Origin of the sequence: Flavobacterium sp. J372 (genome assembly GCF_024699965.1) — a bacterium.
GTDB lineage: Bacteria > Bacteroidota > Bacteroidia > Flavobacteriales > Flavobacteriaceae > Flavobacterium.
The window spans coordinates 149,803-176,066 of the sequence record NZ_JAJOMZ010000004.1; the positions used below are offsets into that span (position 1 = coordinate 149,803).

Genomic DNA, 26,264 nt, shown 5'->3' on the forward strand with positions numbered 1-26,264 from the left:
ATTATTCCCTTACAAGAACCTCATCAATCATACCATACTCCTTAGCTTCAGGGGCTTTCATCCAGTAGTCCCTTTCACTATCCTTGTGTACCTTGTCAAAGCTCTGGCCAGAGTGCTTAGCAATGATATGGTACAACTCTTCCTTCAGTTTAAGCATCTCGCGAAGATTGATCTCCATATCGGTAGCAACACCCTGCGCACCGCCTGACGGCTGGTGAATCATTACCCTTGAATGTGGCAATGCCGAACGCTTGCCTGCCGCGCCGGCACAAAGCAATACCGCACCCATAGATGCTGCCATACCCGTACAAATTGTAGCAACATCAGGCCTTATGTACTGCATAGTGTCATACATGCCGAGACCGGCATACACGCTGCCGCCTGGAGAGTTGATGTATATCTGGATGTCTTTACTTGCATCTGTACTTTCAAGGAACAAAAGCTGTGCCTGCACAATATTGGCAACCTGGTCATCTATCCCTGTGCCAAGGAAGATGATCCTGTCCATCATAAGGCGCGAGAAAACGTCAATCTGCGCAACGTTCATCTGGCGCTCTTCCATAATGTATGGTGTAAGGTTTGTTGGAGTAACACGGCCTACAATCTTGTCATAATACAGGTTGTTTACACCGTGATGCTTGGTGGCATATTTTTTAAATTCTTTGCCGTAGTCCATAGTTTTTCTATTTTTTTAATTTCTTATTACTTAACGAAAAAACGTCAAACCTGTTACGGTTTGACGTTCAAATATACTCATTTTTAGCGAGATTATTCGCCGTACATTTCTTTAACAAAATCTTGGTAACTTACCTCTTTGGTTTTGTAATTTACCTTTTCTTTAAACAGGTTCAGCATTTTCTCGCTCATCACCTGCTCGCTAAGCCTCTTCACTTCTTCCTGATTTGAAAGCACACGAGCCACGATGTTTTCTACATCTGCATCTGTTGGGTTCATCTGGCCAAACTGCGCCATCTGCTTTTTGATAACCTCAGCCGTGTAGGCTTTAAGGTCTTCAAAAGTTGTCTGCAGGTTATTTTCAGTAATTATCTTACCTTCAATAAGCTGGTAACGCAGTCCGTTTTCAGACTTAGCATATTCTTCTTCAGCCTGCTCAGCCGTAAGCGGGTTCTCACCTACAGTCTGTATCCATTTTTTAAGGAATTCAGCCGGAAGGTCAAATTTTGTATTATTGATAAGCGCCTCAGTTACATCATTCAGGAACTTCTGGTCTGCCTGCTGTGCAAACTGCTGCTCGGCATCTTCCTTAATCTTTTCTTTAAGCTGCTCTACAGATGTTACATTGCCTTCACCAAAAAGCTTGTCGAATAACTCCTGGTTAAGCTCAGCTTTTTCAGAAGTATTTATTTCTTCAATTTTGAAGTCAACTTCAATGTCAAGGCCGTGGACATCGTCATGGCCTACCTTAAGGTAATCCATAAGTTTATGGTCATCATCAAACAGTCCTTTTGTAGAAACTGTTACTACATCACCAACTTTCTTGCCGATGAATTTCTTTACCACCTTCTTGTCTTTAAATATCTCAGTTGTGATGGTAGCTTCGTTGTTGATGCCTCTTTCTTCGTTTGTGAAAACTCCGCGAATATCATCGCCTTCTTCAACAGTATCTTTAGATATAAGCTTACCAAACTGCTTCTGTATGCGCTCTACCTGCTCATCAAGCATTTTGTCGTCAGCTTTGATGTCATATTTAGTCACATCATTTTTTGCAGCAAGGTCAACCGAAAACTCCGGAGCAAGGCCAAGTTCAAAGTCAAATGAATAATCGTCTGCATCCCAGTTGAAATCTTCAGTAACTTTAGGTAGTGGGTTGCCCAGTATATCAAGTTTTTCTTCAACAAGATAATCGTTCAGCTTTTCCTGAAGCAGCTTGTTTACCTCATCAAGCAAAACAGCTTTGCCATATTGCTTCTGGATAAGACTCATTGGCACAGCACCTTTACGGAAACCCGGAATTGATGCGTTTTTCCTGTAATCCTGAAGTACTTTCTCTACCTTTTGCTTATAATCGTCTTTTGTAATTTCTACTGTAACAACAGCATTCAGGCTATCTACCTGCTTTTTCGTAATATTCATTATCTAAATTGTTTGAAACCTAAAATGAGGTGCAAAATTAATCCTTTTTTACAACCTTCACAAGTTTAAACGATTGTATTTCACAGCAGAAGATTTTAACGCTATTTACCCTGAATTGCAGAAATCAGCGCCTGGCAGAAAGACAGAATCAAACTGAACAGCAGGGCCCGCAAAAAGCCATCAATCGCAAAACCGTCTACCAAAGCATCTGTAATCAGGATAATTATGGCATTTATAACCAAAAGGAAAAGACCAAGCGTAAAAATAGTGATTGGAAATGTGAAGAAAACCAATATTGGCTTTACAAAGATATTAAGCAAACCAAGTACCAGCGCCACAAGCAATGCCGACATAAAACTGTCTACCCGTACTCCCGGCATAAGATGTGCAATTAGCATTACAAATATGGTCGTGAAGAATATATTTATAAGAGTTTTCATATAAATTGTTTTTGCAAAAATAAAAAAGCATTCGCCGGGGCGAATGCTTTTTAAACAAATATTATAATACTTAGTTATTATTAGGCAGAACTGTCGGCCCAGGGAAATTACCCGGACTCACAAATGGCAACTTAGCCTTGTAATGCTCGTTGATTACCTTAATAACCTCATTAGTTATAACCGCATAGCCACGTGCATTCGGGTGTATACCATCAAGCGAGAACAACACTGTACTAAGATTTGAATTGCCGGCAAAATAATTAGCCGTGTATATTTGCCCATCGGCAGTGCGAAGGCCGCTAACCAATTGGTTAAGTATAGCATTCATGTCTGCCACCGCTAGCCCTTTTGCCTCGGCAGCAGCCTTAATAACATTATTGAATTCTGTTGTTGCTGTTGCAATTTCAGCCTGTTCAGACGGTATTAGTACCCAACGGTCAGCCAACGGAACAGATACTCCGTTAATTTGCTGTGGATTACCTCCTACAAGCGTTCCGATAATTGTGCGTGCCGGAAGTACGATCAGGTCGTCCTCGGTTGCCTGCCTGTAAGACGGCAAACCAAGTGCTGAAAGATTAGTAAGCGTTTCATCTACAATTGTAAGCGCATTGCCCTCACCTTCCTGGAAGGTAATTGTCCTGCGCTGCCTTTCGGCCTGCGTGATAAGACCTGCATTTGCCGCAAGCGCCAGGCCGCCATTGTATTGTGCAAAACCCGTGTTCAATGCAGTTACCTGTGCAGCACTAAGAGGTACCGGGTTGTAAGGAACAGTAGTAAAATACGGAATTGATGTTACACTTGGAATTGTAGCAACAACACCTTTAGCGCCGTTTGATGTAAGCCTGTTAATAATGGCATTGTAAGCTGCAGTAAAGGTTGGCAGCGGAGTTATTGGGTCTGATCCGTCACCACCGCTGGTAGAGTAGCCCAGAACGTCATTATTACCAATCCAGTTGGTAAAGAACGTTGGGTTTTTCATCATGGCATCGTCCAATACCGTTGTACTGGTTGACGTAGCCATACGAACAAAGTAAGGGTTAGCTGTTGCAGGTGATGTAACCAGGCCTGCCGGGTTACCATAGCCGGGCGCTAAGAGATGGAAGGATTTTGCTCCCGGAACACCCATATTGTTAAACGCCATTGCCTGTTGCGTAAGCGTTATTGTTGAAGTACCGGCAATAGGCTGTGGCCCAAATGCCTGCCCTGTTGCAGGATTAATTTCAGAATTAATTATAAGCCTTGTATTAAAGCCCGGAAGGCCTGCAATACCACCTAAATTGTTTACATCTTCAGCATATGAAGGCTGCGTAAACTCACCTCCGCCAACAATCCTGAACTGTCCGGCAAGCATGCTGGGGAACGAATATGACTGGCTTACACGCGAAACTGTACCATCCATAACGCCGGCTGTAAGTGAGTTACCAATTCCAACGTAAGAGCTGAAATCTGCCTCACCGGCGCTGTAGTTGCCATCGGTAAGTTCGTTTTCAAATTCAGGTTCACAAGCTGTAAGGCCCATTGCACCCAAAATTGCTAAGTATATAAATTTATTTTTCATAGTGTTTTATTAAAAGCTGTAAGTTAAACCAAGTCCCGGAGAGAACACGCTGTTTTTGTATGTTCCGCCGAAAGATACATTGTTGCCGTCTTCGTTGAAGTAGTCATACGAATTTGTAGTCTCATCAAAGTGAAGGTAAAGGAAAGAAGCATCTATACCAAGCTTTGGCGTTATCTGGTAGGTAAGCCCGCCTGTATAGCCGTTAGAATCATTACGCGGCGTTTCAGGAGCAAAGTAGCCATCTTGTACCGGGCTCTCATCAAAGTAATACCCTGCGCGGAAATGCCACTTGTCTGTAGCTTTGTACTGTACGCCCACACGGTAAGTGCTTGCATCTTTATAGTTACGCGGGTTTACTGATGTTGGTACATTGTTGGCAAAGTCAACAACCAAAGCATCATAAGCATGCCACATAGCCCTGTTATAATCAAAAGCAAACATAAGTTTATCATTCACTTTGTATGATGCGCCTACGGTTAATTCTGCCGGAAGCGGAAGGTCAGCATTGAATGTTGTATTATTGAAAGTTCCCTGCGCAAATGCCGGCACCTGGTTAAATGTCGCATCGCCATCGCGGGCTTCCATAATGATTTCGGAGCGATAGTTCAAACCCAGTGAAAGCTTCTTTGTAGGATTGAACATAAAGCCTGCACTCCAACCCCAGGCAGTAACGCCTTTAGCATCAATAGTAACATCGCTGCGGTTGCCCTGCTCATCAGTAAGGCTGCGGGTAAGGTTACGGTTAAAGTTTACCGAACCTGTTACAAATATTGGCCCGCCACCAACGCTGAAATATTCATTAACCTTTAGAGAGATCATTGGCTGTATATATATCGCCTGCAGGTCAATATCATTTACAAGGTGTGAGCCCTGCCAGTCTTTATCCCACTCAACGGCGCTGCCATAAGGTGTATACACAGCCAAACCGGCCGAAAGCCAGTCAGTAACACGATATGAAATATACGCTTCAAACGGCGTACCCATATTTTCTGTTTCTGCTTTCCAGTTATAGGTTTCATTCTGGAATTTTGTCTTTGCAAATAGTGCATTGGCACCTACCGATGCATTAAAGCGGTCTTCAAGGAAAGCCATACCCGCCGGGTTAAAGAACAGTACTTCAGCACTGTTTACCACTGCCACGCCGGTATGCCCCATGGCAAGCTGTTTCTGGCCCTGCAGGCTCACGCGGTAGCCCCCTGCAAATGCGGTTGATGCCGCCAAAGCCGTAAGTGTTAATGATAATAGTTTTCTCATGTTTAAAAAATGGTGTTAGTCTGGTTAAAATCTCAAATCAAAATTAGCATAAAATATGAATTACACAAGAATTTCATTAAAAATATTATGCATTCATAATAATAAATTCAGGATTTTAAAATTATGCAATATACCTCTGCCTCTCCGGCTAAAACCTAATTAAAACTTAAAGGCAATCGGGCTTATGAGAGTTTTCTGTAATTTTCATTAAAATTTCCATTGATGCGCATTGCAAAAAAGATATTTATAGGCCTGATGGTGTTGGCATTACTGGCTATAGTCCTGAATTTTGGCATAAGCTGGTACCTGCGCGAAAAACTGCCGTCAGTAATACACAAAGAGAAAAATTTCCCGTACAACATCAGTTATGAAGATCTGGATGTAAACCTCATAACCGGCAGCCTTACCCTGCACAATGTATACGCCGCCCCCAAAGACACACTGCTAAACCAGGGCGCTTTTGCCAAAGTTGACCGCATCAGCGTACGCCGTTTCAATTTATGGGCTTTTCTGCGTGAAGATAAGATAAAAGTTAACCGGGTAATTATTGAATCACCCAAAGTACAGTTGTATGAAAAAGATAAGCGCTACAGCGTGGAAGACGATGTGGTAAAACCTTTTAAAAACAGCATCAACACGGGCAGCATAGAAGTAAATAACGGAAACTTTAAACTGCTCAGCATAAAGCACAAGCCTTTACTGAAAGCTGCAAACATAAATCTTGTTGTAGAGAATATAAAAGTTGACAGCGCTATTGTAGCGAGTAATATTCCGGTACGGTATACTGATTATAACTTTAGCTGTGACAGCCTTTTTTACCATATTGACAATGTATACAATATGACCGCTTTAAAGGTTACCAGCACAGACAGCACGATAACTGTTGACAAGTTGAAACTCATACCTAAATACACACGGGCACAATACACAAAATCACTTGCAAAGGAGAAAGACCTGTTTGCTGTAAACGTTCATCAGCTTAAGCTGCCGAATGTGCAATGGGGCTACATTAATAACGTACTTTTTGTGCACAGCCCTGAACTCATACTGGACAGGCTTAATGCCAATGTGTACCGCAACAAACTACCTGCCGACGACCCTACGACCAAAAAACTATATAGCCAGCTTTTGCGCGAACTTGATTTTGATCTTGATATAGGTAAGGTTATGCTTAAAAATTCGTTGATTGAGTATGAAGAGCAATTGGACTGGACACGCCCTGCTGCTAAAGTTTCCTTCTCAAACTTTTATGCTACAATCCATAATGTATACAGCCCTATAAACAAGAAAAAATTACCCAGGACTGTGGCAGATGTGCAATGCCTGTTTATGAAGCATTCGCCTCTTACCGTAAAATGGATTTTTAATGTGCCGGATAAAAGTGACTCATTTACCATAAACGGTCATTTGCGAAATATAGATACCGGGAAAATTGACCCTCTGGCTAAACCTTTGATGAATTTTACAGCAGAAGGCACAATAAAAGAACTGCGCTACACAATGAATGGCAACCGCAACAGCGCCACCGGTACTTTTGCCATGGAATATGACGACTTTAAAGTAGACATCTATAAAAAAGATGGCAAAGAGAAGAACAAGTTCCTTAGCGCCATCGGCAACCTTATCGTAAAGAACGACAGCAATGATAAGCTGAAAAACGCCGACATAGAAGTTGTGCGGCTTAAAGACAAATCGGTCTTCAATTTCTTATGGCGATTTTTACAGGAGGGCCTTAAGAAAACACTGCTGCCAAAAGCGGTAAATGCCGTGCTGCCTAAGAAGAAAAAGATGTCGTAAGCCAGCTAATCGTTTCCTTCAAAAAATCCTGCGGGTTTTCAGCATGCAGCCAGTGGCCCGAGTTGGCAATATCTTTGATTTCAGCTTTCGGGAAATGCACTTTTAAACCCGGAACATCTTTATCTTTGATATAGTTTGACTTGTCGCCACGAAGGAAAAGCACCGGCCGCTCATATACCGAACCTTCCGGCAATGCTTCACCAATATTTTCAATTTCACGGTTAAAAACATCCAGGTTAAACTTCCAGGCCAGTTGTCCTGGTTCCTTCCAATATAAGTTCTTCATCAGGAACTGGCGTGTCCCGAAATCGGGTATGTACTTCTCCAGCACTTCTTCAACCTCTCCTCTGCCCGGTTTTGAAGAAAAGTCTACTGCATTCAACCCCGCGAGTATATCCTGGTGGTGCGGCGCGTAATATTTCGGCCCTATGTCGGCAATTATCAGCTTATCAATAAGTTCCGGATATTTTACCGCAAGGAACATTGCAACTTTTCCGCCCATAGAATGGCCTATTACAGATACATGGTCAAGCGCGTTTTGCCTGCAATACTCAACTACATCATTTACCATAGCATCATATGTAAATTCTTCCGAATGGAAACTCTTACCATGGTTTCGCAAATCAAGTGCATGAACCTGGAAACCTTCTTTTGCATACTGCCCGCCAAGGGTTTTCCAGTTATCGCTTGTGCCCATAAACCCGTGAATTATCAGTAACGGCTTTCCTTCGCCTTCTATTCTTGAATACAGCATATTATTTTAATCTTTGAAGGTACATATTCACAACATTTTCCAGCCCCAGGTACAGTGACTCTGCAATAAGCGCATGCCCAATAGATACCTCAAGCAGGCCGGGTATGTTCTCTTTAAAAAACTTTATATTGTCAAGGCTCAGGTCGTGCCCTGCATTCAGGCCAAGCCCCAACCTGTTGGCAGCTTCAGCAGCTTCAACATAAGGTTTGATTCCATCTTTATTACCCAGCCCGTAATCGTGCGCAAAAGCTTCAGTGTACAGCTCTACCCTGTCAGTTCCCGTTTCAGCAGCGCCTTCAATCATAGCTACTACAGGGTCAACAAATATAGAGGTGCGTATACCGTTGCGTTTAAACTCGGCAATCACTTCCTGCAGAAAGCTGCGGTGCTTTATAGTATCCCAACCTGCATTGCTGGTAATGGCATCATCTGCATCAGGCACCAGCGTTACCTGCGTAGGCTTTGTCTCTAAAACCAAATCGATAAACTTAGGCACGGGGTTGCCTTCTATATTATATTCAGTATACACAACAGGAACAAGGTCGCGTGCATCCTGGTAGCGTATATGTCTCTCGTCAGGCCGGGGATGTACGGTAACACCCTGCGCGCCAAACTGCTGCACGTCTTTAGCCACTTTAAGTAAATCAGGTACATTGCCGCCGCGTGAATTACGCAGGGTTGCTATCTTGTTTATGTTTACGCTTAATTTTGCCATATCTTAGGGTAAATGCTTTATTTTACAAAAATACAAACTTAAGGTGAGGGATATTCTCACGATTTTTGATTATTTTGCATACACTTTAAATCACACACATGATTGACATTGCCGATTTTGTAAATAACTCTATTAAAGCGCTGAACACTACCGACCGTATAGATGTAGCTCAGGACCTGTTTGCGGAATATCCATTTTCACATTTCCCTGTTCTGGAAGAAGGCGTATACATAGGATGCGCTGGGGCTGAAGATACCGAGCTGATGGATATTGAAAAAACCCTGGGTGATGTACGGTATACATTTGACAGGTTTTTTGTGCGCGATACATCTATATGGCTTGATGTACTTGAGGTTTTTGCAAAGAATGACACCAACATAATGCCCATTCTGGATAAAGACAATATCTACAAAGGCTTTTATGAGATTACAGACATCATGAAATTTTTTCATGAGACACCGTTTTTAAAAGAAGACGGCGGCATTATAGTAGTTGAAAAAGGCATTGCCGACTATAGCCTGAGCCAGGTAACGCAAATTGTAGAAAGCAACAACGGCAGGCTGCTGGGCGTATTTGTAAGCGAAATGGGCCCAAATACCGTACAGATAACAGTGAAAATAAGCCTGGGAGGAATGAGCGAAATATTGCAGACTTTCCGCCGGTATAATTATGAAATTATAAGCCAGCACCAGGAGGATGCCTACCTTAACACACTAAAAGACAGGAGCGATTATCTTGACAAATACCTAAATATATAGCTATGAAAATTGCAGTTTACGGGCAGTATTACAAAGACAACACCGAAGATATTATTGAAAGGATGCTGGCTGTATTTGCAAATTATAATCCGGAAGTGGTTTTTGAAGCAGGATTTCACAATGTACTTAACGAGAAAGGCCTTCTTGATAAATCATTCAGCGTATTTTCATCGCACGAAGAACTTGCCAGCGGCTATACTATGATGATAAGCATAGGCGGAGACGGCACCATGCTACGCGCCGCAACCCTTGTGCGCGATAAAAATATACCTATCCTCGGGATAAATGCCGGAAGGCTCGGTTTTCTTGCAACGGTACAGCAGGAAAATATTGAAAACCTGCTGCCGCTTATTTTCGAGAATAAGTATAAAGTTTCTCCGCGCTCGCTGCTGTCAATAGATTATGAGGGTATGCCCGAAGGTGATGACGAGCTTGACTTTGCATTGAATGAAATAACCGTAAGCCGCAAAGACACCACATCAATGATTACCATTGAAACGGTGCTTAATGGCGATTACCTTAACTCCTACTGGGCAGACGGGTTAATAATATCTACCCCCACAGGCTCTACAGGCTACTCGCTAAGCTGTGGCGGCCCTGTACTTATGCCTGAAGTTAACAGCCTCGTGATAACCCCTATAGCGCCGCATAACCTTAATGCTAGGCCCTTGGTAATACCTGATGATACTGAAATACAACTGAAGGTTACAGGCCGCGAACCGCAACACCTTATATCTCTTGACTCGAGGATTATAACTCTTGATGTTGAAACAGTAATAAGCATAAAGAAAACAGGATTCAAGATAAACCTGGTTGAATTTCACGAAGAAAAATTCCTGAAGACATTGCGCAAAAAATTACTTTGGGGCGAAGACAAGCGCAATTAATTTTTTTACTTTTTACAGCAGGGCTATATACTACGGCGGGCTAACTTTCGTTTTCTGCACATATACAGTTGCAAAATTGCATTTTAAGATGGTAAAATGTCCGCTAAGAGGGTCTTTTAGAAATCTATATTGTTATATTTGCACCCTATTTTCATAAAATGTATCGTATTCTGATTGCTTCTATATTTCTGATAATTACTGCAAACGCAGCTGCCCAAATCAATGAGATCGGCGTGTTTGCAGGCGGAAGCAATTATATTGGCGACATTGGGCCAACTACCTATATAGCTCCGGAAAAGCCGGCGCTGGGCATACTTTACAGGTGGAACCGCAGCCCGCGCCACTCTTACCGTTTCTCTTTAACCCATGCTAAACTGGCAGCAGCAGACATGAACAGTGATGTAAGCGGACGGAGTGACAGGTATCTTGCCTTTAAAAATACAGTCACCGAACTGTCGGCTGGGATGGAATTCAGTTTTTTTGATTTCAACCTGCATACCGATGAGTTTAAAATGACGCCGTATGTTTACACCGGCGCAAGCTATTTTTTCTATGACGAATCATATTTCAACAATAGCGGCAGGCAGATAATGCAGAATAAAAAGGCAACGCTTGCTATACCTATGATACTGGGACTGAAAGCACATATAGCCCCAAGTTTTGTACTGGGCGTTGAGGCCGGCGCGCGCTATACTTTTACCGATAACCTTGACGGCAGCCACCCCGATAATGAAAGCCTCGGCTTTGGCAACCTTGAGAGCAATGACTGGTATTTGTTTACCGGCGTAACATTAACCTATACTTTTGGCAACAGGCCTTGCTATTGCGCTGAATAACCATGGAGAACACTACTATAAATCCTGATAAAATGCCCAAGCACATAGCCATAATTATGGATGGCAACGGGCGCTGGGCAAAAAAAGCAGGGTATGCTGAGGGCTTTCGGGCACGAGAATGGTACAAAAGCGGTACGCCAGACGGTTGAATCTGCTGCAAAGCTAGGTGTTGAGTACCTCACGTTGTATGCTTTTTCTACCGAAAACTGGAACAGGCCTAAACTAGAGGTTGATACACTGATGAAACTGCTTGTAAGTTCGCTTAAAAACGAATTGGACACGTTGCAGAAAAATAACATCCGGCTGCACACCATAGGCAACAGCAACATGCTGCCGAAAGGTGTTTTTAAAGAACTGAACGATGTTATAGAAAAGACTAGAAACAACACCCGAATGACACTTACCCTTGCCCTGAGCTATGGCTCAAGGGAAGAGGTAATATCAGCTGTAAAAGCTCTTGCTGAAGACGTGAAAGAAGGCCGGATAGATGTAGCTGAAATAACAGAAGAAGCATTGGGAAGCCGATTATATACAGCCGGCATGCCTGATGTAGACCTTATGATACGAACAAGCGGCGAGCAGCGCATAAGCAATTACCTGCTTTGGCAAAGCGCCTACGCCGAATTATATTTTACTGATGTGCTTTGGCCGGACTTTAGGGAAGCCGACCTGCACAACGCAATTATTACCTACCAAAACAGAGAACGCAGATTTGGAAAAACCAGTGAACAAATTAAATAGCCTTTTAATGTTTCAAAAAAACATTGCTTTACTTTTTATAGCGCTTTTTTGCGCCACCATTACCGCATTTGCACAAGACCAGCCTCAGGTAGACCCAGGGCAGTATATACTTGCCGATTTTAACGTTATTGGCAAAATAAGCTACAATGAGCAAACCGTAAAACAATTCACAGGGCTTGAAAAAGGCCAGCAGATAAATGTGCCGGGCGAAGAAATAAGCAATGCCATTAAAAAGCTATGGAAACTTGGGCTTTTTAATGACATTAATTTTTATGTAACCAGGGTACAAAATGACAGTATATGGCTTGAGCTTGATATTAACGAACTGCCAAAGCTTAGCGATGTAAAGATCCAGGGAGTTAAAAAAGGTAAGCGTGAGGGCCTGCTAAAAGATACCCAGCTAAACAAAGGCAAAATTGTTAATGAAAACTTAATAACTACTACTAAGAACTACATAGAGAACAAGTATAAGAAAGATGGTTATTACAATACCAAAGTTGCCATCAACACGATAGCCGACAGCAGTAATACCGTTAAGATGGTTGTAAATATTGATCGTGGCAAGAAAGTGCGCGTAAAACGTATTGATTTTGTTGGCAATAAAGAACTTACCAGCGGTAAGTTGAGACGCGCAATGAAAAACACCAAGGTAAAAGGCTGGTATAACCCTTTGCGTATTTTTAAGTCATCTAAATATATTGCTGACAAATACAAAGAAGATTTAAACAGCATTGTAGATAAGTATAAAGAAAATGGTTATCGTGATGCCAGGATTTTAAGTGACAGTGTTGCTTACAATTCAAAAACTAATAATGTAGCTATAAAAATTAATGTTGAAGAAGGCCGTAAATACTACTTTGGCGACATTAAATATATTGGTAACACAGTATATACCAACCAACAGCTTAACCAGATACTCGGCATTAAAAAAGGCGATGTGTATAATGGTGTAATGCTTCAGAAAAGGATTGCAGACCCTTCAAGGCCTGACGGTTTTGACATTACAAACCAATATCAGAACAATGGTTATCTTTTCTCAAACATCAACCCTGTAGAGGTAAGGACGTATAATGATACTATCGACTTTGAAATCAGGATTGTAGAGGGCCCTATAGCTTATTTTAACAATGTGACTGTAGTTGGTAATGATAAGACGAATGACCATGTTATATACCGTGAGCTCCGCACAAGGCCTGGCATGAAGTGGGACAAGCAGGAAGTAATAAACACCGTTCGTGAAATCGGGCAGTTAGGTTTCTTTGACGCGCAGGCTATACGCCCGGATGTAAAGAACCCTGACCCTGCAACCGGTAATGTTGACATTGAATGGAGCGTGGTTGAGAAAGGATCTAGCCAGATTGAGCTACAGGGAGGTTATGGCGGCGGCGGCTTTATAGGTACGCTGGGACTTTCTTTCAATAATTTCTCTGCAAGGAATATATTCAACAAAGAAGCCTACAGGCCATTACCAATGGGTGACGGGCAAAGATTATCACTAAGGCTTCAGGGAAGTACTTATTTCCAGACGTACAGCCTCTCGTTTTCAGAGCCTTGGTTTGGCGGCAGGAAGCCGGTACAATTTTCAACGTCACTATCACACAGTAAGCAGTTCCTGTATGATTTCCGTAGCAGGGACGTAAACAGAGACAGGAGCTTTACCATCACATCACTATCAGTAGGTATTGCCAAAAGGCTTAGTGAACCCGATGTTTACCTTACGCTATCACAGGCTGTAAGCTTCCAATACTATGCCCTTAGCAATTATAACACAGGATTATTTACTTTTGGTAACGGTAGTGCCCGCAACCTTGCATATACTGTAGGCCTTAGCAGGAACAATAAGGGTGATGACCCTATATATCCTACAAAAGGTGCTGAATTTAGCGTAACAGCAAAAGTAACATTCCCTTACTCGTTATTCAACGGTGTTGACTATGGGAACCTTCAAAACGAAGAAGCTTATAAGCTAAAAGACGCTAACGGACGTTATCTTAATGAAAATGGTGAGCGTGTTACGGATTACAGGCTGGCAGCAGTTGACCAAAGTAAGGTAGACCAAAAGAAATTTGATTGGCTGGAATATTATAAAATTAAGTTCAAAGGTGACTCATATACAAAACTTTATGATAAATTAGTGCTCCGTACATTGGGTGAATTTGGATTCATGGGGGCATACAACAGCGACAGGGGCCTTGTACCATTTGAGAGGTTTTTCCTCGGTGGTGACGGCCTTGCCAACTACTCTCTTGACGGGCGTGAGGTGATACAGCTGAGGGGTTATCCTAACCAGTCACTTTCAAACCTTGACGGTGGTACAATATATAATAAGTTCTCGCTTGAATTGCGTTATCCTATAACCCTGAAAGCTGCAGCATCAATATATGCCCTGACGTTTTTAGATGCGGGTGCGTCTTATGACACTTTCAGGAACTACAATCCTTTCGAACTTAAGAGGTCGGCAGGTTTTGGTTTAAGAGTGTTTATGCCTGCGTTTGGTTTGCTCGGTATAGACTTCGGGCACGGGTTTGACCCAATACCGGGAGCAACGCAAAAGAATGGCTGGGAAACGCACTTTATCATTGGGCAGCAGTTCTAAAAAACTGGCATGATATTTTCTAATACCTAAAAAGTTATGAAAAAAAGACTTTTATTATTACTTGCTTTTTGCAGTACACTGGCAGCCACAGCACAAACACGTGGCCTTAAGGTAGCATATATTGATATGGAGTACATCCTTGAAAAAGTGCCAGATTATGCTGAAGCAAAAAATCAGCTTGAGCAGAAAGCGCAAAAGTGGAAGCAGGAGATAGAAGCTAAGAAAAATGACATTAATAAACTTAAGGAAAACCTTAAGACGGAACGTGTCTTGCTCACTAAAGAACTAATACAGGAACGCGAAGAGGAAATAGCTTTTCAGGAAAATGAACTGATAACTTACCAGGATAAGCGCTTTGGGCCAAAAGGCGACTTAATATCGCAAAAAGCAGTTTTGGTAAAGCCTATACAAGACCAGGTGTTTAATGCGATACAAGATATATCTGAAGCAAAGAAACTGGATTTTGTTTTTGACAAATCGTCAGACATGACTATGCTATATGCAGCCAAAAGGCATGATATTAGTGACCAGGTGATCAGGAGGCTTACAAGGGCTGCAAAACGTGAGCAGCTGAGCGGAAAAGAGATAAAGCAGCTTGAAAAACAAGAAGCACAGGAAGATCTTGAAGACGACCCTGACTTCCAGGACAAAAAGAAAATACAGGAGGAAAAGAAAGCTGAGAGGCAGCGCCTGATAGAGGAACGTAAAGCAGCAGCTCAAAAGAAAAGGGAAGAGCAACTGGCAAGGCGTGAGCAGCAAAAGCAGGAACGTGAGGCTAAAAAAGCAGGTAGTTCATCTGCAACAGGTTCACAACAGCCTTCGAATCCGACTCAAAATAATGGCAATCTTGAAGGTGAAGATAATGACCCTGGCACAAACAGGCCTGTTGCAGTACCGGGAACAAACCCTACACTAAACTCACAGCCTGTTCAAGGTGAAAATAGCAACCAGGTTAAGACTACTGCGACACCAGTACCTGAAGAAGGCAGTACTACGGCGATAGAGAGACAACAAGCCGCACAGGAAGAGCGCCAGAGGAAACTGGATGAGCGTAAACAGGCCGCTGAGGCCAGGAAGCAAAAGATTCTTGCGGATCGGGAAGCTGCAAAAAAAGCACGTGAGGATAAAAAGAATCAATCTACTGAAGAGAACAAAAACGAAAATTAACATAAACACTTTAAAGACAATGAAACAATTGAAATCTTTACTAATCGCTGTTATATTATGTATAGGTATAGGCCAGGCAGCAAATGCACAAGCAAAAGTTGCCCACATAAATGTAGAGGAGCTTATGACTACTATGCCTGAAATGAAAGCAGCTAATACACAGCTTGAAAAGATTGCTAAAACGTATGATACTGATTACAGGACTATGGTAGAAGAATACCAGTCAAAAATCAAGAAATATGATGAAGAGTCTGCAAAAGTTACTGCTGCAGTAAACGAAACGCGTACTAAAGAAGTACAGGATATGGCTCAAAGGATACAGCAATTTCAGCAAACAGCTACAAAAGAACTTCAGCAAAAACGTGAAGACGTTTTAAAGCCGATAATGGAAAAAGCGCGTATAGCTATACAAAAGGTTGCTAAAGCTAAAGGCTACCAGTATGTACTAGATTCTACTGATGGCAGTGGTGTTATCCTTGCTGAAGGGCCAAACTTGCTTGCTGATGTAAAAAAGAACTGGGCTTCTAATAAGAACAGCTTAATAAAATATGAAACGGCCTTTATGAGGCCGTTTTTTTATATTTGTAATATGATGAAGAATTCTGAAATGCCAATAGGCCTCTTTGATTCCGGCATAGGCGGCACATCTATCTGGAAGGAAATACATGCATTATTGCCAAATGAAGATACAATATATCTGGCCGACAGTAAAAATGCCCCCTACGGGCAAAAAACTAAAGAAGAAATAATTGACCTGAGCGTAAAAAATACCGAGTACCTGCTTAACCTAAATTGCAAAATGATTGTGGTTGCATGTAATACCGCCACAACCAACGCCATTAAGCATTTAAGGCAAAAGTATCCTGAAGTTCCGTTTATTGGTATTGAGCCTGCTATAAAACCTGCAGCTGTTTCTACAAAAACACAAAAGATAGGTATTCTGGCCACAAAAGGAACGCTTAACAGTGAGCTTTTCCATAAAACAGTGTCAACCTACAGTAACATAAAAATTATTGAACAGGTAGGCTATAATCTCGTTGCATTGATAGAGAGCGGCAAGATTAATTCTCCAGAGATGAAGGAACTGTTAATAGCTTACCTTAAACCTATGGTTGATGCAGATATTGATTATCTAGTGCTTGGCTGCAGCCATTATCCCTACCTTGTCCCGCAGATTAAAGAAATACTTCCGCCACACGTAAAAATCATAGATTCCGGTGAGGCAGTTGCAAGGCAAACTAAAATAATCCTTGAAAAAAATAATCTGGTTAATAGCTCCCGGCATCATGCTCAAAATACATTTTATATAAATAGCAATCCATTTGTATTAAATGATATACTGGACAATAAATATACTATTGAGCAGAAAGATTTCTGACTATTTAAACCAAGAGGCGTACATTACATAGTTATTTGAGATGCGACCAATTTCACCTGCAAAATCCGACTGGTCAATATCTTTTACTTTTTTTGCCGGTACACCGGCATATATGGTACCCGATTCAATTCTTGTACCTTGTGTTACCAGTGCCCCTGCCGCTACAATAGAGTTGCTTTCCACAACGCACCCATCCATCACAATGGCACCCATCCCTATCAATACATTATCCTGTAATGTACAGCCGTGAACTATAGCATTATGCCCTATAGAAACATTGTTTCCAATCAGCGTAGCATGTTTCTTATAAGTACAATGAATTACTGCGCCATCTTGTATATTTACTTTATTCCCAATTTTTATGGTATGTACATCACCCCTCACCACAGCATTAAACCAAATACTGCATTCAGCTCCTAATGTTACATCGCCAACAATTGTTGCATTATCCGCAACATAACAATCTTCAGGAATTACAGGGTATTTACCATTTACTTCTTTAATTACCATCTTTCGCTAAAAAAATATCCCGATATGAAACATACCGGGACAGAATTAATAATTTCAACAAGATTTAGTTAACTGCCGGGCAGTTACAATCATATTTTTCCCTTTTACAGAATAGATTAACACCTAATGTTAGCTGGTGGAAACCGCTGTTATCAAACTTAACATCACCTGTAAGGTATGAATAAGTGTAAGCAAACATGAAGTTTTTATAATTGATACCAACTATTGGTGTAAAATACTGTAAATTTTGATCTTTGGCGCTTTGGTTATCTGTAGTATATCTTGCCCCGTCAAGGCTTCTGCGGTAAGACAAACCTCCCCAAAGGCGGCCAAAATCCATTTCTTTATAAACTTTCAGGTTAACATCTATTGTTTTTTCCTGCGTTTCATCAGTATACTGGAAAAGGAATGATGGTTCCCATTGAAGCGATTCCTGAAAACCGAAAACATAACCTGCGCTTAGCAAATATTTCCTAAGGTTATCGCTTTCAATATCTGTGTAAATATCCCTTTTGCTTGCAAGTACATTTTTGCTGTAAAGTGTGCATAAAAATCAAGGAAATGATATGATGCACCTATGTCAACGTTAAAATAAGAATCCTTTTGCTCCATACCACCTTCTACAATCGGGTCAAATTCCCTGAACTCACTTTGGTCAAGACGGCTTTGCACAAGGCCTGCACTCATACCAAAAGATAGCTGGTTAAGATCATAATCACTGCGTGAAAACATAATATGGTGGGCATAAGTAAGCTTTGCACCGGTTTGTGAATGATACCCATTTTTATCATTAAACGCAATAATACCGATACCTGACTGTGGGCCAACATTACCATTAAAACTTAATGTTTGAAGCTGTGGCGCATCATCCTGGCCAAACCATTGCTGGCGTGCAGTTAGCCTGATTTTAGCACAGTTAGCCGCACCTGCCATTGAGGGGTGGATAAGATAGTAGTTATCCGAAAGATAGTCAGAATATACAGCTATACCTTCCTGAGAAAATGATAACTGTGTTAAGAACAATCCGAAAATAAGATAGATCTTTTTAAAATTCATGTCGATGATATCGTTTAATGAAAGATGTACTTGCCAATAAAACACAAACGGATGTTTATGCAGATTATTTTACCGGCATTTTACATCGCGGTCAAATATATAAATTTTTGTGTTAGGTTTAATGTTAAATCATAATATTATTATAAAATGCTGCCATCTCTGGCAGCATTTTATAAATGAGGCTTTTAGCTGTATTACCTTTTGAGGGAGAAGTGCGCTTTAAACTCTTTAGTCACTTCCACGCCGTCTGTCATTTCTTTGTATTCTACGGTGAACCAGTAGTCATCTGCCGGTACCGGGCTGCCCATGTAGGTGCCGTCCCATCCCTCGCCTTCAGAGGCTATCTGCTTGATGAGCTTGCCGTAGCGGTCAAAGATGAAGATCTTGGCTGTAGCATTGTTGTTCCGGCTGCCAAGGCCTACGATGTTCCACCTGTCATTGAAGCCGTCTCCGTTCGGGGTGAAGAAGTTCGGGTAGTCTATGATGCTTACATCAACTATGGTAAGCGGCTCACAGGCATCTGCCGTGGTGTCGCGCACTCTCACATCATGGTCTCCCGGTGTCACACCCGTGAAGATGTTGCTTGCCTGCCATGGGCCGTTGTCAAGCCTGTACTCATAGCTGCCATAGCCTTCTACGGTGATGGTTATAGTCTGGTTATCACTAAATGCATTGCTTACCGTATAACCGTTGCCTATCGGTACTGCCTGGCTGCTGCGTACTACCTGTACAGGTGTCTGCGGATTTGATACGCACCCTGTGGCGCTGGTGGCTATCACAGAGTAGGCCCCTGCCTCTTCTGCAAGGTATGATGGCCCTGTGGCTCCCGGTATCACGTTGCCGTCTCTGTACCATACAAAGGTATGGGTGGCATCCAGCCCGCTGTCAAGGGGTAGCGGCCTCACAATTGCACCTGAAGGGTATTCCACACATATGGTGCCTCCTGTAAGCTGCGGCTCAGGGAGCCTTTCAACTAGGATGTCAATGCTTACATACCCCCTGCACGGTGCCTGGGTGGCGGTGTTTGTTACCACTGCCCATACTGTTACCAAATCAGGTGAGTTGGTATTCACATACGCGTTCGGGGTTGCTATGGCCACAGCGGCAGGGTTCACCCTCGGGTCTTCTTCATAATAGGTTACCGTAAACTGCGGCTGCGGCTGGGCGCCTATAATGTCGGCATCCATCGTAGTCAGGTTAAGCTGCGTTATACCGTCATTGGTGCCGTCATTGTCACATGTGTCAGGCACATTGGCAGGGTTTGGCGTGTTGGCTACCGCACCAAGGTCTATAAGAAGGTCAAATGTACCAATGGCATAGCATCCTGTGGCTATGTTGTCGGCACGTACCCATACCTGTTTCTGAGGCACGCTGCTTACGTACTGGTTTGGCATGGCCGGTGCGCCTGCCTGTGCTGCTGCAAGGGTTTCAAAGAACCTCACATTGTAGTCAGCTGCATTCTGGCCTATCAGTATCTGCGGCGTATGGCTGTTAAGTATAAAGGTTGCCGTGCCTATATATGGTATCTGGCATTGTGCATATGGCCTGATAGCAGGGGTATTGGCAGGGTTGCCCAGTACCGGAAGCGGGTTCACCACTATCTGGAGTTCCACCACACTGTAGCACGGGGTATCCAGCGGGTTGCCCGTATTGGCTGTCATCCTTACATAGATGGTAGCGCCGGCGCTTTGGTAGTTTCCTGCATTTGGTATTGCATTGGTGCCTGCCTCAGCATCTGCCATACTGGTATGGAAGGTGATGATGGCCGAGCTGTCATTGTTCCTGATGTCGGCTTCTGCATCGTTCAGGTTAAATTCTGCCATGCCTGCCCCTATTGCAGGGTCTTCGCACTCCTCAAGGGCATCAGGGGTGGTATCCGGGTTCGGCTTTGGCAGCACCCTTAGCGTTAGGGTGGTATAGCTGCGGCATCCTTCAGGGCCGGTTACCCTTACAAACAGTGTCTGCGCGGCTCCTGCAGGCTTCACATAGGCCTCAGGGTTAGCTATGGCCACTGCCGTGGTGTTGGTGCGCGGGTCCTGTACAAAGTATTCTACCGTATAGCCCTGGCCTACACCGAAAGGCCCAAGTATTTCATTGTCTTTTGTGGTAAGGTTAAACGTGGCCGAGCCTGTGCTTGGTATCACATTGCTGCATACTGCCAATGGTGTTGGCGTGGTTAGCTGTAGCGGCTTGCCTATCTCCAGTTCAAAGCTTGCTATGGCGAAGCAGTCATCGCCATCGGTAGCCCTTACCCAGATGGTCTCCCCATTAGTGCCTATATAGGTTGTCGGGTTGGTTATCCTGGGTGCACCTGCCTGGGCAAAACTTTCCTGCTTAAAGTATTCTATGGTATAGCCGGTTCCTGTTAACATGGCTTGCACATCGGCATCACGCTGCCTCAGGTTTACTATGGTCTCGCCGTCCTGGTCATTGCTGTCCTGGTCACACAGCACTATGTTATCAAGCTCTTCCAGCACCGGCGGGGCGGTTACTTTAAGCTCAAGCCTCTCAACCTGGGTGTTTACGCAACCTGTCACCGTGTTCTCTATCCTTAGATAGATAAACTGGGCATTTGGTATTATATTGGTATAGCCTGAGGTATTGGCTATATAGTTATTGTTACCTGCCTGGGCATCTTCAAGGGTTTCGTAAAAACGTATCACAAGGCCAACGCCGTTGTTGATCATTGCTGCTTCAAGGGCCTGAAGGTCAAACACCGCATAGCCGTTGGCGCCGCATGCCTGAAGGTCCTGTGCCGGCGGCATGGTTATCTGCGGAAGCGGCTCTACCCTGATGTCCATCAGCACTACCCTGTAGCAGCCGGTTACAGCATTGGCCACCCTTACAAAGATGGTCTGTACCGTGCTGGTGTTGGTATAGGCTTCAGGGGTGGCTATCGCCCCTGTGTTTGCCTGGGCTGCCGCCATGGTAAGGTGGAAGCTTACATTCACGCCTGTGGCACCGCCTGTTATAGCAGCTATCCTGGTGGTAAGGTCAAACACCTCGCGCTCATCGCCCGGGTTATTATCATCACACAAGGTATACGGCACCGGGGTGTTGGCCACCGGAAGCGGGTCTACCACAAGTTCAAGCGCTACTACGTCATAACAGCCTGTTGGATTTGAGGCTACATTATTGGTTACCCTTACATACAGCGTGGTGCTTGGGCTACTGTAGCTGGTTACGTTGGTAATGGCGCCTGTGCCTGCATCTGCTGCTGTCTGGCTGGTGTGGTAGGTCACCACATAGTCGGCAGGGCTTTGCGTGCCCAGTATCTCGGCATTCCTTGTGCTCAGGTTGAATACGGCTACACCGTCTGTATTGTCATCGCACACATGGTACGGCTCAGGCTCTGTAGCCTCAGGTACCGGGTTGGCGATAAGCTGAAGGGCCACAACATCAAAACAGTCAGTCAGCGTGCTTTGCACTCTTATATATACAGTTGGGACTGCTGCGCCATTGGCGTTAATGTTAGTATAACAGTTATATTGTGCAGGCTGTATTACATACCCGTTGAACTCTGCACCTTCTTCGGTCTCGTGTACCGTAAGGGTGACGTTTGGTATAGTAGCTGTAAGCTGGGCTAGTGTCGGGTTCAGGTTAAAGCATGCCACGTTGTCATTGTTCAGGTCGCACTCCTGAAGCGGTGCCGGGTTCGAGGCTACAGGGCCCGGTATTACATCAAGGTTCAGCGTGGTGGTGCTTGCACAGCCTGTTATCTCATCTTCTACCCTTACACCTATGGTCCTCGGGCCTGAGATATAGCCATCGCCTATTACGCCTGCTGTGCCGCCGGCCTGTGCCTGGGCAAGGCTTGTATAGTATATTACATTATAGCCTGCCGCTCCAAGGGTCACTGCCGCATCATTGCGCGATAGCTGGAACTGCCCCTGGCCCGGCGTTTCTTCACAGGCATAGAATGTAGGAAGGGCTGTGTCTATAACCGGAAGCGGGTTTACTTTTATAGTGAACTGGCCTTCTGCAGTACAGTTGTCGGTATTCCTAAGCACTACATAGATGGTTTGCTGGTCCTGCACTGTGTTGGTATAGGTAGCAGGGTTTGCTATCGGGTTGTTGGCCGCAATGTCTGCCTGCTGCGCATAATAGGTTACTGTTACACCGGTTACCCCGCCGGTTAGGGCTGCTGCCCTTGTGGTAAGGTCAAAAGGCCTGTAGCCTACATTGGCATCGCCGTTATCACACAGGGCATACACCGGTATAGTGCTTACCACCGGTTTTGGCAGCACTGTAAGGGCTACGCTGGTAGTGCTGTAGCAGCCTGCGCCTGTGGCATCGGTTACCCTTATCCACACCGTGCCTGACTGTGATTCATATGTTGAAGGGTTATTGATAAGCGGGGTGCCGTCATTGGCTGCCTGAAGGCTGGTGTGGTAGGTCACCACAAGCCCCGGCTGCCCGTTTACGGCCTGCGCGCCGGCAACTGTCAGGTCAAAAATGGCGTCGTTGTCATAGTCGTCATTACATTCTGCTATAGGGCTCACTGCGCCAAGTACCGGCGTGGCCACTACTATAAGCTGCAGCTGTACTGTGGTGTAGCAGCCTGTGGCAGGGTCATCTACGCGTGCCCATACCGAACCATTCATTGAGGTGTGGTCGGGGCAAGGTCCGTACCGCCTGCATCAGCAAGGGCTTGTGTGGTATAATAGCGCACTTGGTAGGTAGTGTTGCCATTGGTTATATCGCTGTTGGCCTCTGTAAGAAGGAAGATGGATTCGCCCGGGGCGGTCTCACACTCGGCAAGCGGAGTTGGCGCCGGGTTCACCGCCGGAAGCGGCTTCACCACAAGGCTGATAGGGGCTACGCTCACACAGCCGTTGGTATCCACTACCCTTACCCATGCCTGGCCTGTTCCGCTTGGGTAGGCGGCAGCATTAGCAACAGGGGTGGTGCCGGCCTGTGCGGCGGCTTGTGTCGGGTAATAGCTTACTGTGGCTCCCGGAAGCGCTGCCAGTATATCGGCCGTGCGTACCGTAAGGTCAAAGTCTTCCTGGCCCACAGCGCCCGTGGCGTCACACTCGGCTATCTCTGCAAGGGCAGGGATTACAGGCTGCGGGTATATCGTTACGTTGAAGCTTTCTTCATCTGTACAGTTCGGCGTTGTGCCGCTCTGGGCATATACGTATATCGTCTGGGTGGTTGTAATAAGGTCGCCTGCATTGAGCTGCGTGCCTGATCCACCTGGCTGGGTGTAATAGTTCCCCGTAGCAAGAACAGGAAGAACATATCCGTCAGCCTGGCATACAAATACATCGGCAACCGGTAATACATCAGGCACCGGGTTCAGAAGGAGGGTAAGGGTAGTAGTATCATAGCAATTTGTATTGCCATTGCTGGTCATCCTCACATATACGATAGTATTTGTTGCCGCAGCAAATGCAGTAGAATCAACAATGTCAATAGTGTTGTTATCTGCAGCTGCCTGGGTTGTATGGTAAGTAATTGTATATAATGCCGGATCCTGAGTACCTACTATCTCTGCATTGCGGCTAGTCAGGTTAAATAGTTCAGTATTATCATTGCCGGTATCACATAATGCGATAGGCTGAGGCGTATTAGGGACAGGAACAGGGCTGATAAGTAATTTAAACGGCCTGATGACATAACACCCGAAAGTAAGGTCTTCTAAACGAATATAAATTGTCTGGCCATTTGTTCCCTGAAAATTTTGCGCCTGTGCAGTACTTAAATGTGATATATCATTGATAGCCTGATTCTCTGTCAAGTATATTCTGATAGAATAATCGCCCAGATTAAGTCCGTTTAAAACAGGAGGAATATTTTGGGTTAAATCAAAAAAGTAAGTGCCTGAAGTATTTTCACACTGTATAAGGTCACTGGCATTACCGGCAGGAACTTGTGGAAGAAACTCAATTACTATATCATCCCTTAGATCACAAGTAGGATTAAGAGGTGATGAAGCAAGCACCGAATAAATACCCGGTTGGGTAACTTGTATACTGGCCGAAGTAACAGGGTTACCCTGGTCATTAAGTACAGGCTGCCCGTTGTATAACCATTCTAAAGTATAAGCAAGGCCTTGTGTATCTACTGTAAGGGTATAAGGCTGTTCGTGGCATAAGGCCAGTCCGCTTTCCATAGTTAAGTCTTCTGGAAGTTCCGGTTCTCCAAAATCAAAACCTTTTTCCTGAAGAAAAACAGCTGCATTCCAGGCGTGGTCTCCCCTGTTTCCGATAGCAACCTTTATAGAATATTCGTGAGTTGGATCAACCGTTGCAGATGCAGTAAGCTCTGTGGTTTGTCCATTAAAATTGATAGGTGAAATAGCTGCAGCAGCCGGAGTGTTGTTATACTGGCCGAAATAAATAGGATTTGCTGCAGCACAGCCACCAGGGCCAGGCACTGTAGGGCGTATATTGGTTACAGCAACAGGAATATTTGTATTTGGCAATACTGCTAAATTTTGTACTGCACCCGTGGTTAGGTCAGTTAATATAAATGCAAAAACATCAGACCATGTACATTCATAGTTTTGGGCACCACTAGTATACTCTTCAGATGCCATTATATACTTAAATTTAAAAGTATCGTTTAATGGCTTAAAATTAAATTTAATAAATGTGGCATCTTGTGTAGGTATGCCTGTGATACTAGTCAATTGAGCATCACCCGGCCAACCTGGGTTATTTGACATTTGTGTAGGGTAAGGAGGAGTTACACCTGCAGGGGTGGATTTAATATTTGGCCCCTGAACACCCTGATTGTAAGGACTGGTACCAACCGCGTTACCGCAAACCAGGGCAACCCCGCTTTTTATAGGAAAGGTAGAATTCTCCCTATGAAAATAGGCAATACCATTTGGCTGTCCGTAGTTAGTACCTGTACTTGAGGTTACGTTAGAAATATAAACACATTCTTTACCAACCAATATATTTCTTACAAGCTCTTCAGTCGTATAAACATTATTATTAGCAGAAACGAATTTTCCTCTTGGTGTATCTGTATCTGTACAATAAGGACACAATGGAACAGGGTCACTTACATCAGGTGATGTAACAGTAACAGTATTGGTAAGATTACCTATAAAGTCAGGAAAATCAATAGGTACAAAAAGATTAACAGTATACTGTACGGTTTGGCCTGCAGCCAATAAAGGTATAGTGTTATTTAATGACCCAACCCCGCCAACACCATTACCAGACCATGTCATTGAAGATGTATAATATGGCGCCGGGTCACTTACTTGTACATTAGTAGCATCACTTGGCCCTGCGTTGGTAATTGTTATTGTATATTTAACCTGCTCACCGGCCAAATACGATGTTTGTCCGTTAGTTTTATAAGTAACTATATTAGCTTTTGGAGCCGGCGTTGCAGACAATAGGCATGAAGCACATGTTGTGTCAGGGTCAGGGGTTGTGCTCGTAACGCTAATATTATGGTCTAGATTTTGCCCTGCAGGATAATTAGACGGTACTTCTATTAAAAGTGTATAAGTAATAGTCTGCCCGTTATTCACTAAAGGAATTGTATTGTTTAAGGCACCTGTACCACTGCTGCCGTTGCTTCCGGTCCATGTAACCTGCGATGCAGTAATGCCCACAGGCAGGATACTTGAAACCACAACGTCTTGCGCAGCTGTAGGTCCGTTGTTAGTTAGCGTAATAGTATAAACTGCAATAGCCCCTGGGGTGAATGTGGTACCCGTATTTAAGGTTTGTGACAGCACCAAATCGGCAGATGT

Annotated in this window: 18 protein-coding genes and 2 pseudogenes; 9 read left to right on the plus strand and 11 right to left on the minus strand. The window is 43.9% G+C overall.

Annotated elements, in window-relative coordinates; translation table 11 throughout:
• Position 1: 1 nt before the first annotated feature.
• The 5 genes from clpP to LRS05_RS01140 all read right to left on the minus strand — a co-directional run bounded on the left by clpP (position 2) and on the right by LRS05_RS01140 (position 5,346).
• On the minus strand, positions 2-676 hold the full coding sequence (clpP, locus tag LRS05_RS01120) for an ATP-dependent Clp endopeptidase proteolytic subunit ClpP (RefSeq protein WP_257866627.1): 675 nt from the start codon (positions 674-676) through the stop codon (positions 2-4).
• Between the two features lie 92 nt (positions 677-768).
• On the minus strand, positions 769-2,094 hold the full coding sequence (gene tig / locus LRS05_RS01125; RefSeq protein ID WP_257866628.1) for a trigger factor: 1,326 nt from the start codon (positions 2,092-2,094) through the stop codon (positions 769-771).
• A gap of 101 nt (positions 2,095-2,195) precedes the next feature.
• A complete protein-coding gene (locus LRS05_RS01130) occupies positions 2,196-2,534 on the minus strand; it encodes a phage holin family protein (protein WP_257866629.1) in 339 nt (112 codons plus the stop codon).
• A 70-nt stretch (positions 2,535-2,604) separates the two neighbouring features.
• Positions 2,605-4,092, minus strand: coding sequence for a G-D-S-L family lipolytic protein (locus LRS05_RS01135; RefSeq protein ID WP_257866630.1), 1,488 nt, complete (start codon positions 4,090-4,092; stop codon positions 2,605-2,607).
• Between the two features lie 9 nt (positions 4,093-4,101).
• Positions 4,102-5,346, minus strand: coding sequence for an OmpP1/FadL family transporter (locus tag LRS05_RS01140; RefSeq protein WP_257866631.1), 1,245 nt, complete (start codon positions 5,344-5,346; stop codon positions 4,102-4,104).
• Between the two features lie 222 nt (positions 5,347-5,568).
• On the opposite strand from LRS05_RS01140, the gene LRS05_RS01145 reads away from it, so the two are divergent.
• Positions 5,569-7,143 carry a hypothetical protein gene (locus LRS05_RS01145; RefSeq protein WP_257866632.1) on the plus strand — a complete coding sequence of 525 codons (1,575 nt, stop codon included), beginning with the start codon at positions 5,569-5,571 and terminating at the stop codon, positions 7,141-7,143.
• On the opposite strand, the gene LRS05_RS01150 is transcribed toward LRS05_RS01145, so the two are convergent.
• Together LRS05_RS01150 and LRS05_RS01155 are read right to left on the minus strand one after the other, a co-directional pair.
• Positions 7,121-7,897, minus strand: a complete 777-nt coding sequence (locus LRS05_RS01150; protein WP_257866633.1) for an alpha/beta fold hydrolase — start codon at positions 7,895-7,897, stop codon at positions 7,121-7,123. The genes LRS05_RS01145 and LRS05_RS01150 overlap by 23 nt on opposite strands.
• Before the next feature lies 1 nt (position 7,898).
• Positions 7,899-8,612 carry a pyridoxine 5'-phosphate synthase gene (locus LRS05_RS01155; protein WP_257866634.1) on the minus strand — a complete coding sequence of 238 codons (714 nt, stop codon included), beginning with the start codon at positions 8,610-8,612 and terminating at the stop codon, positions 7,899-7,901.
• Positions 8,613-8,710: 98 nt separating this feature from the next.
• On the opposite strand from LRS05_RS01155, the gene LRS05_RS01160 reads away from it, so the two are divergent.
• The 8 genes and pseudogenes from LRS05_RS01160 to murI all read left to right on the plus strand — a co-directional run bounded on the left by LRS05_RS01160 (position 8,711) and on the right by murI (position 16,975).
• Entirely contained in the window at positions 8,711-9,370 is a 660-nt protein-coding gene (locus LRS05_RS01160; RefSeq protein ID WP_257866635.1) for an acetoin utilization protein acuB, read from the plus strand.
• A 2-nt stretch (positions 9,371-9,372) separates the two neighbouring features.
• Positions 9,373-10,257: an NAD kinase gene (locus tag LRS05_RS01165; RefSeq protein WP_257866636.1), complete on the plus strand. Its 885-nt coding sequence runs from the start codon at positions 9,373-9,375 to the stop codon at positions 10,255-10,257.
• 158 nt (positions 10,258-10,415) lie between these two features.
• On the plus strand, positions 10,416-11,093 hold the full coding sequence (locus LRS05_RS01170; protein ID WP_257866637.1) for a DUF6089 family protein: 678 nt from the start codon (positions 10,416-10,418) through the stop codon (positions 11,091-11,093).
• Positions 11,094-11,153: 60 nt separating this feature from the next.
• Entirely contained in the window at positions 11,154-11,834 is a 681-nt protein-coding gene (gene uppS / locus LRS05_RS01175) for a polyprenyl diphosphate synthase (RefSeq protein ID WP_374707751.1), read from the plus strand.
• 7 nt (positions 11,835-11,841) lie between these two features.
• Complete coding sequence (gene bamA / locus LRS05_RS01180; protein ID WP_257866638.1) at positions 11,842-14,430, plus strand: outer membrane protein assembly factor BamA; 2,589 nt, start codon at positions 11,842-11,844, stop codon at positions 14,428-14,430.
• Between the two features lie 36 nt (positions 14,431-14,466).
• Entirely contained in the window at positions 14,467-15,597 is a 1,131-nt protein-coding gene (locus LRS05_RS01185) for an OmpH family outer membrane protein (RefSeq protein ID WP_257866639.1), read from the plus strand.
• 19 nt (positions 15,598-15,616) lie between these two features.
• Positions 15,617-16,099 (plus strand): annotated as a pseudogene (locus LRS05_RS01190) (OmpH family outer membrane protein); the annotation flags it as partial.
• Positions 16,100-16,189: 90 nt separating this feature from the next.
• Positions 16,190-16,975 (plus strand): glutamate racemase, encoded by a 786-nt coding sequence (murI, locus tag LRS05_RS01195; RefSeq protein ID WP_257869216.1) that lies wholly within the window; start codon positions 16,190-16,192, stop codon positions 16,973-16,975.
• Here murI and LRS05_RS01200 read toward each other — a convergent pair whose 3' ends face one another.
• The 4 genes and pseudogenes from LRS05_RS01200 to LRS05_RS01215 all read right to left on the minus strand — a co-directional run bounded on the left by LRS05_RS01200 (position 16,976) and on the right by LRS05_RS01215 (position 26,249).
• On the minus strand, positions 16,976-17,485 hold the full coding sequence (locus tag LRS05_RS01200) for a gamma carbonic anhydrase family protein (RefSeq protein ID WP_257866640.1): 510 nt from the start codon (positions 17,483-17,485) through the stop codon (positions 16,976-16,978).
• Between the two features lie 64 nt (positions 17,486-17,549).
• A pseudogene (locus LRS05_RS01205) lies at positions 17,550-18,541 on the minus strand (type IX secretion system membrane protein PorP/SprF).
• 194 nt (positions 18,542-18,735) lie between these two features.
• Positions 18,736-23,145 (minus strand): T9SS type B sorting domain-containing protein, encoded by a 4,410-nt coding sequence (locus LRS05_RS01210; RefSeq protein ID WP_257866641.1) that lies wholly within the window; start codon positions 23,143-23,145, stop codon positions 18,736-18,738.
• The gene (locus tag LRS05_RS01215) at positions 23,142-26,249 is read right to left on the minus strand and encodes a DUF11 domain-containing protein (RefSeq protein WP_257869217.1); all 3,108 of its coding nucleotides are present in this window, start codon (positions 26,247-26,249) and stop codon (positions 23,142-23,144) included. The genes LRS05_RS01210 and LRS05_RS01215 overlap by 4 nt, the downstream gene beginning before the upstream one ends.
• Positions 26,250-26,264: the final 15 nt, after the last annotated feature.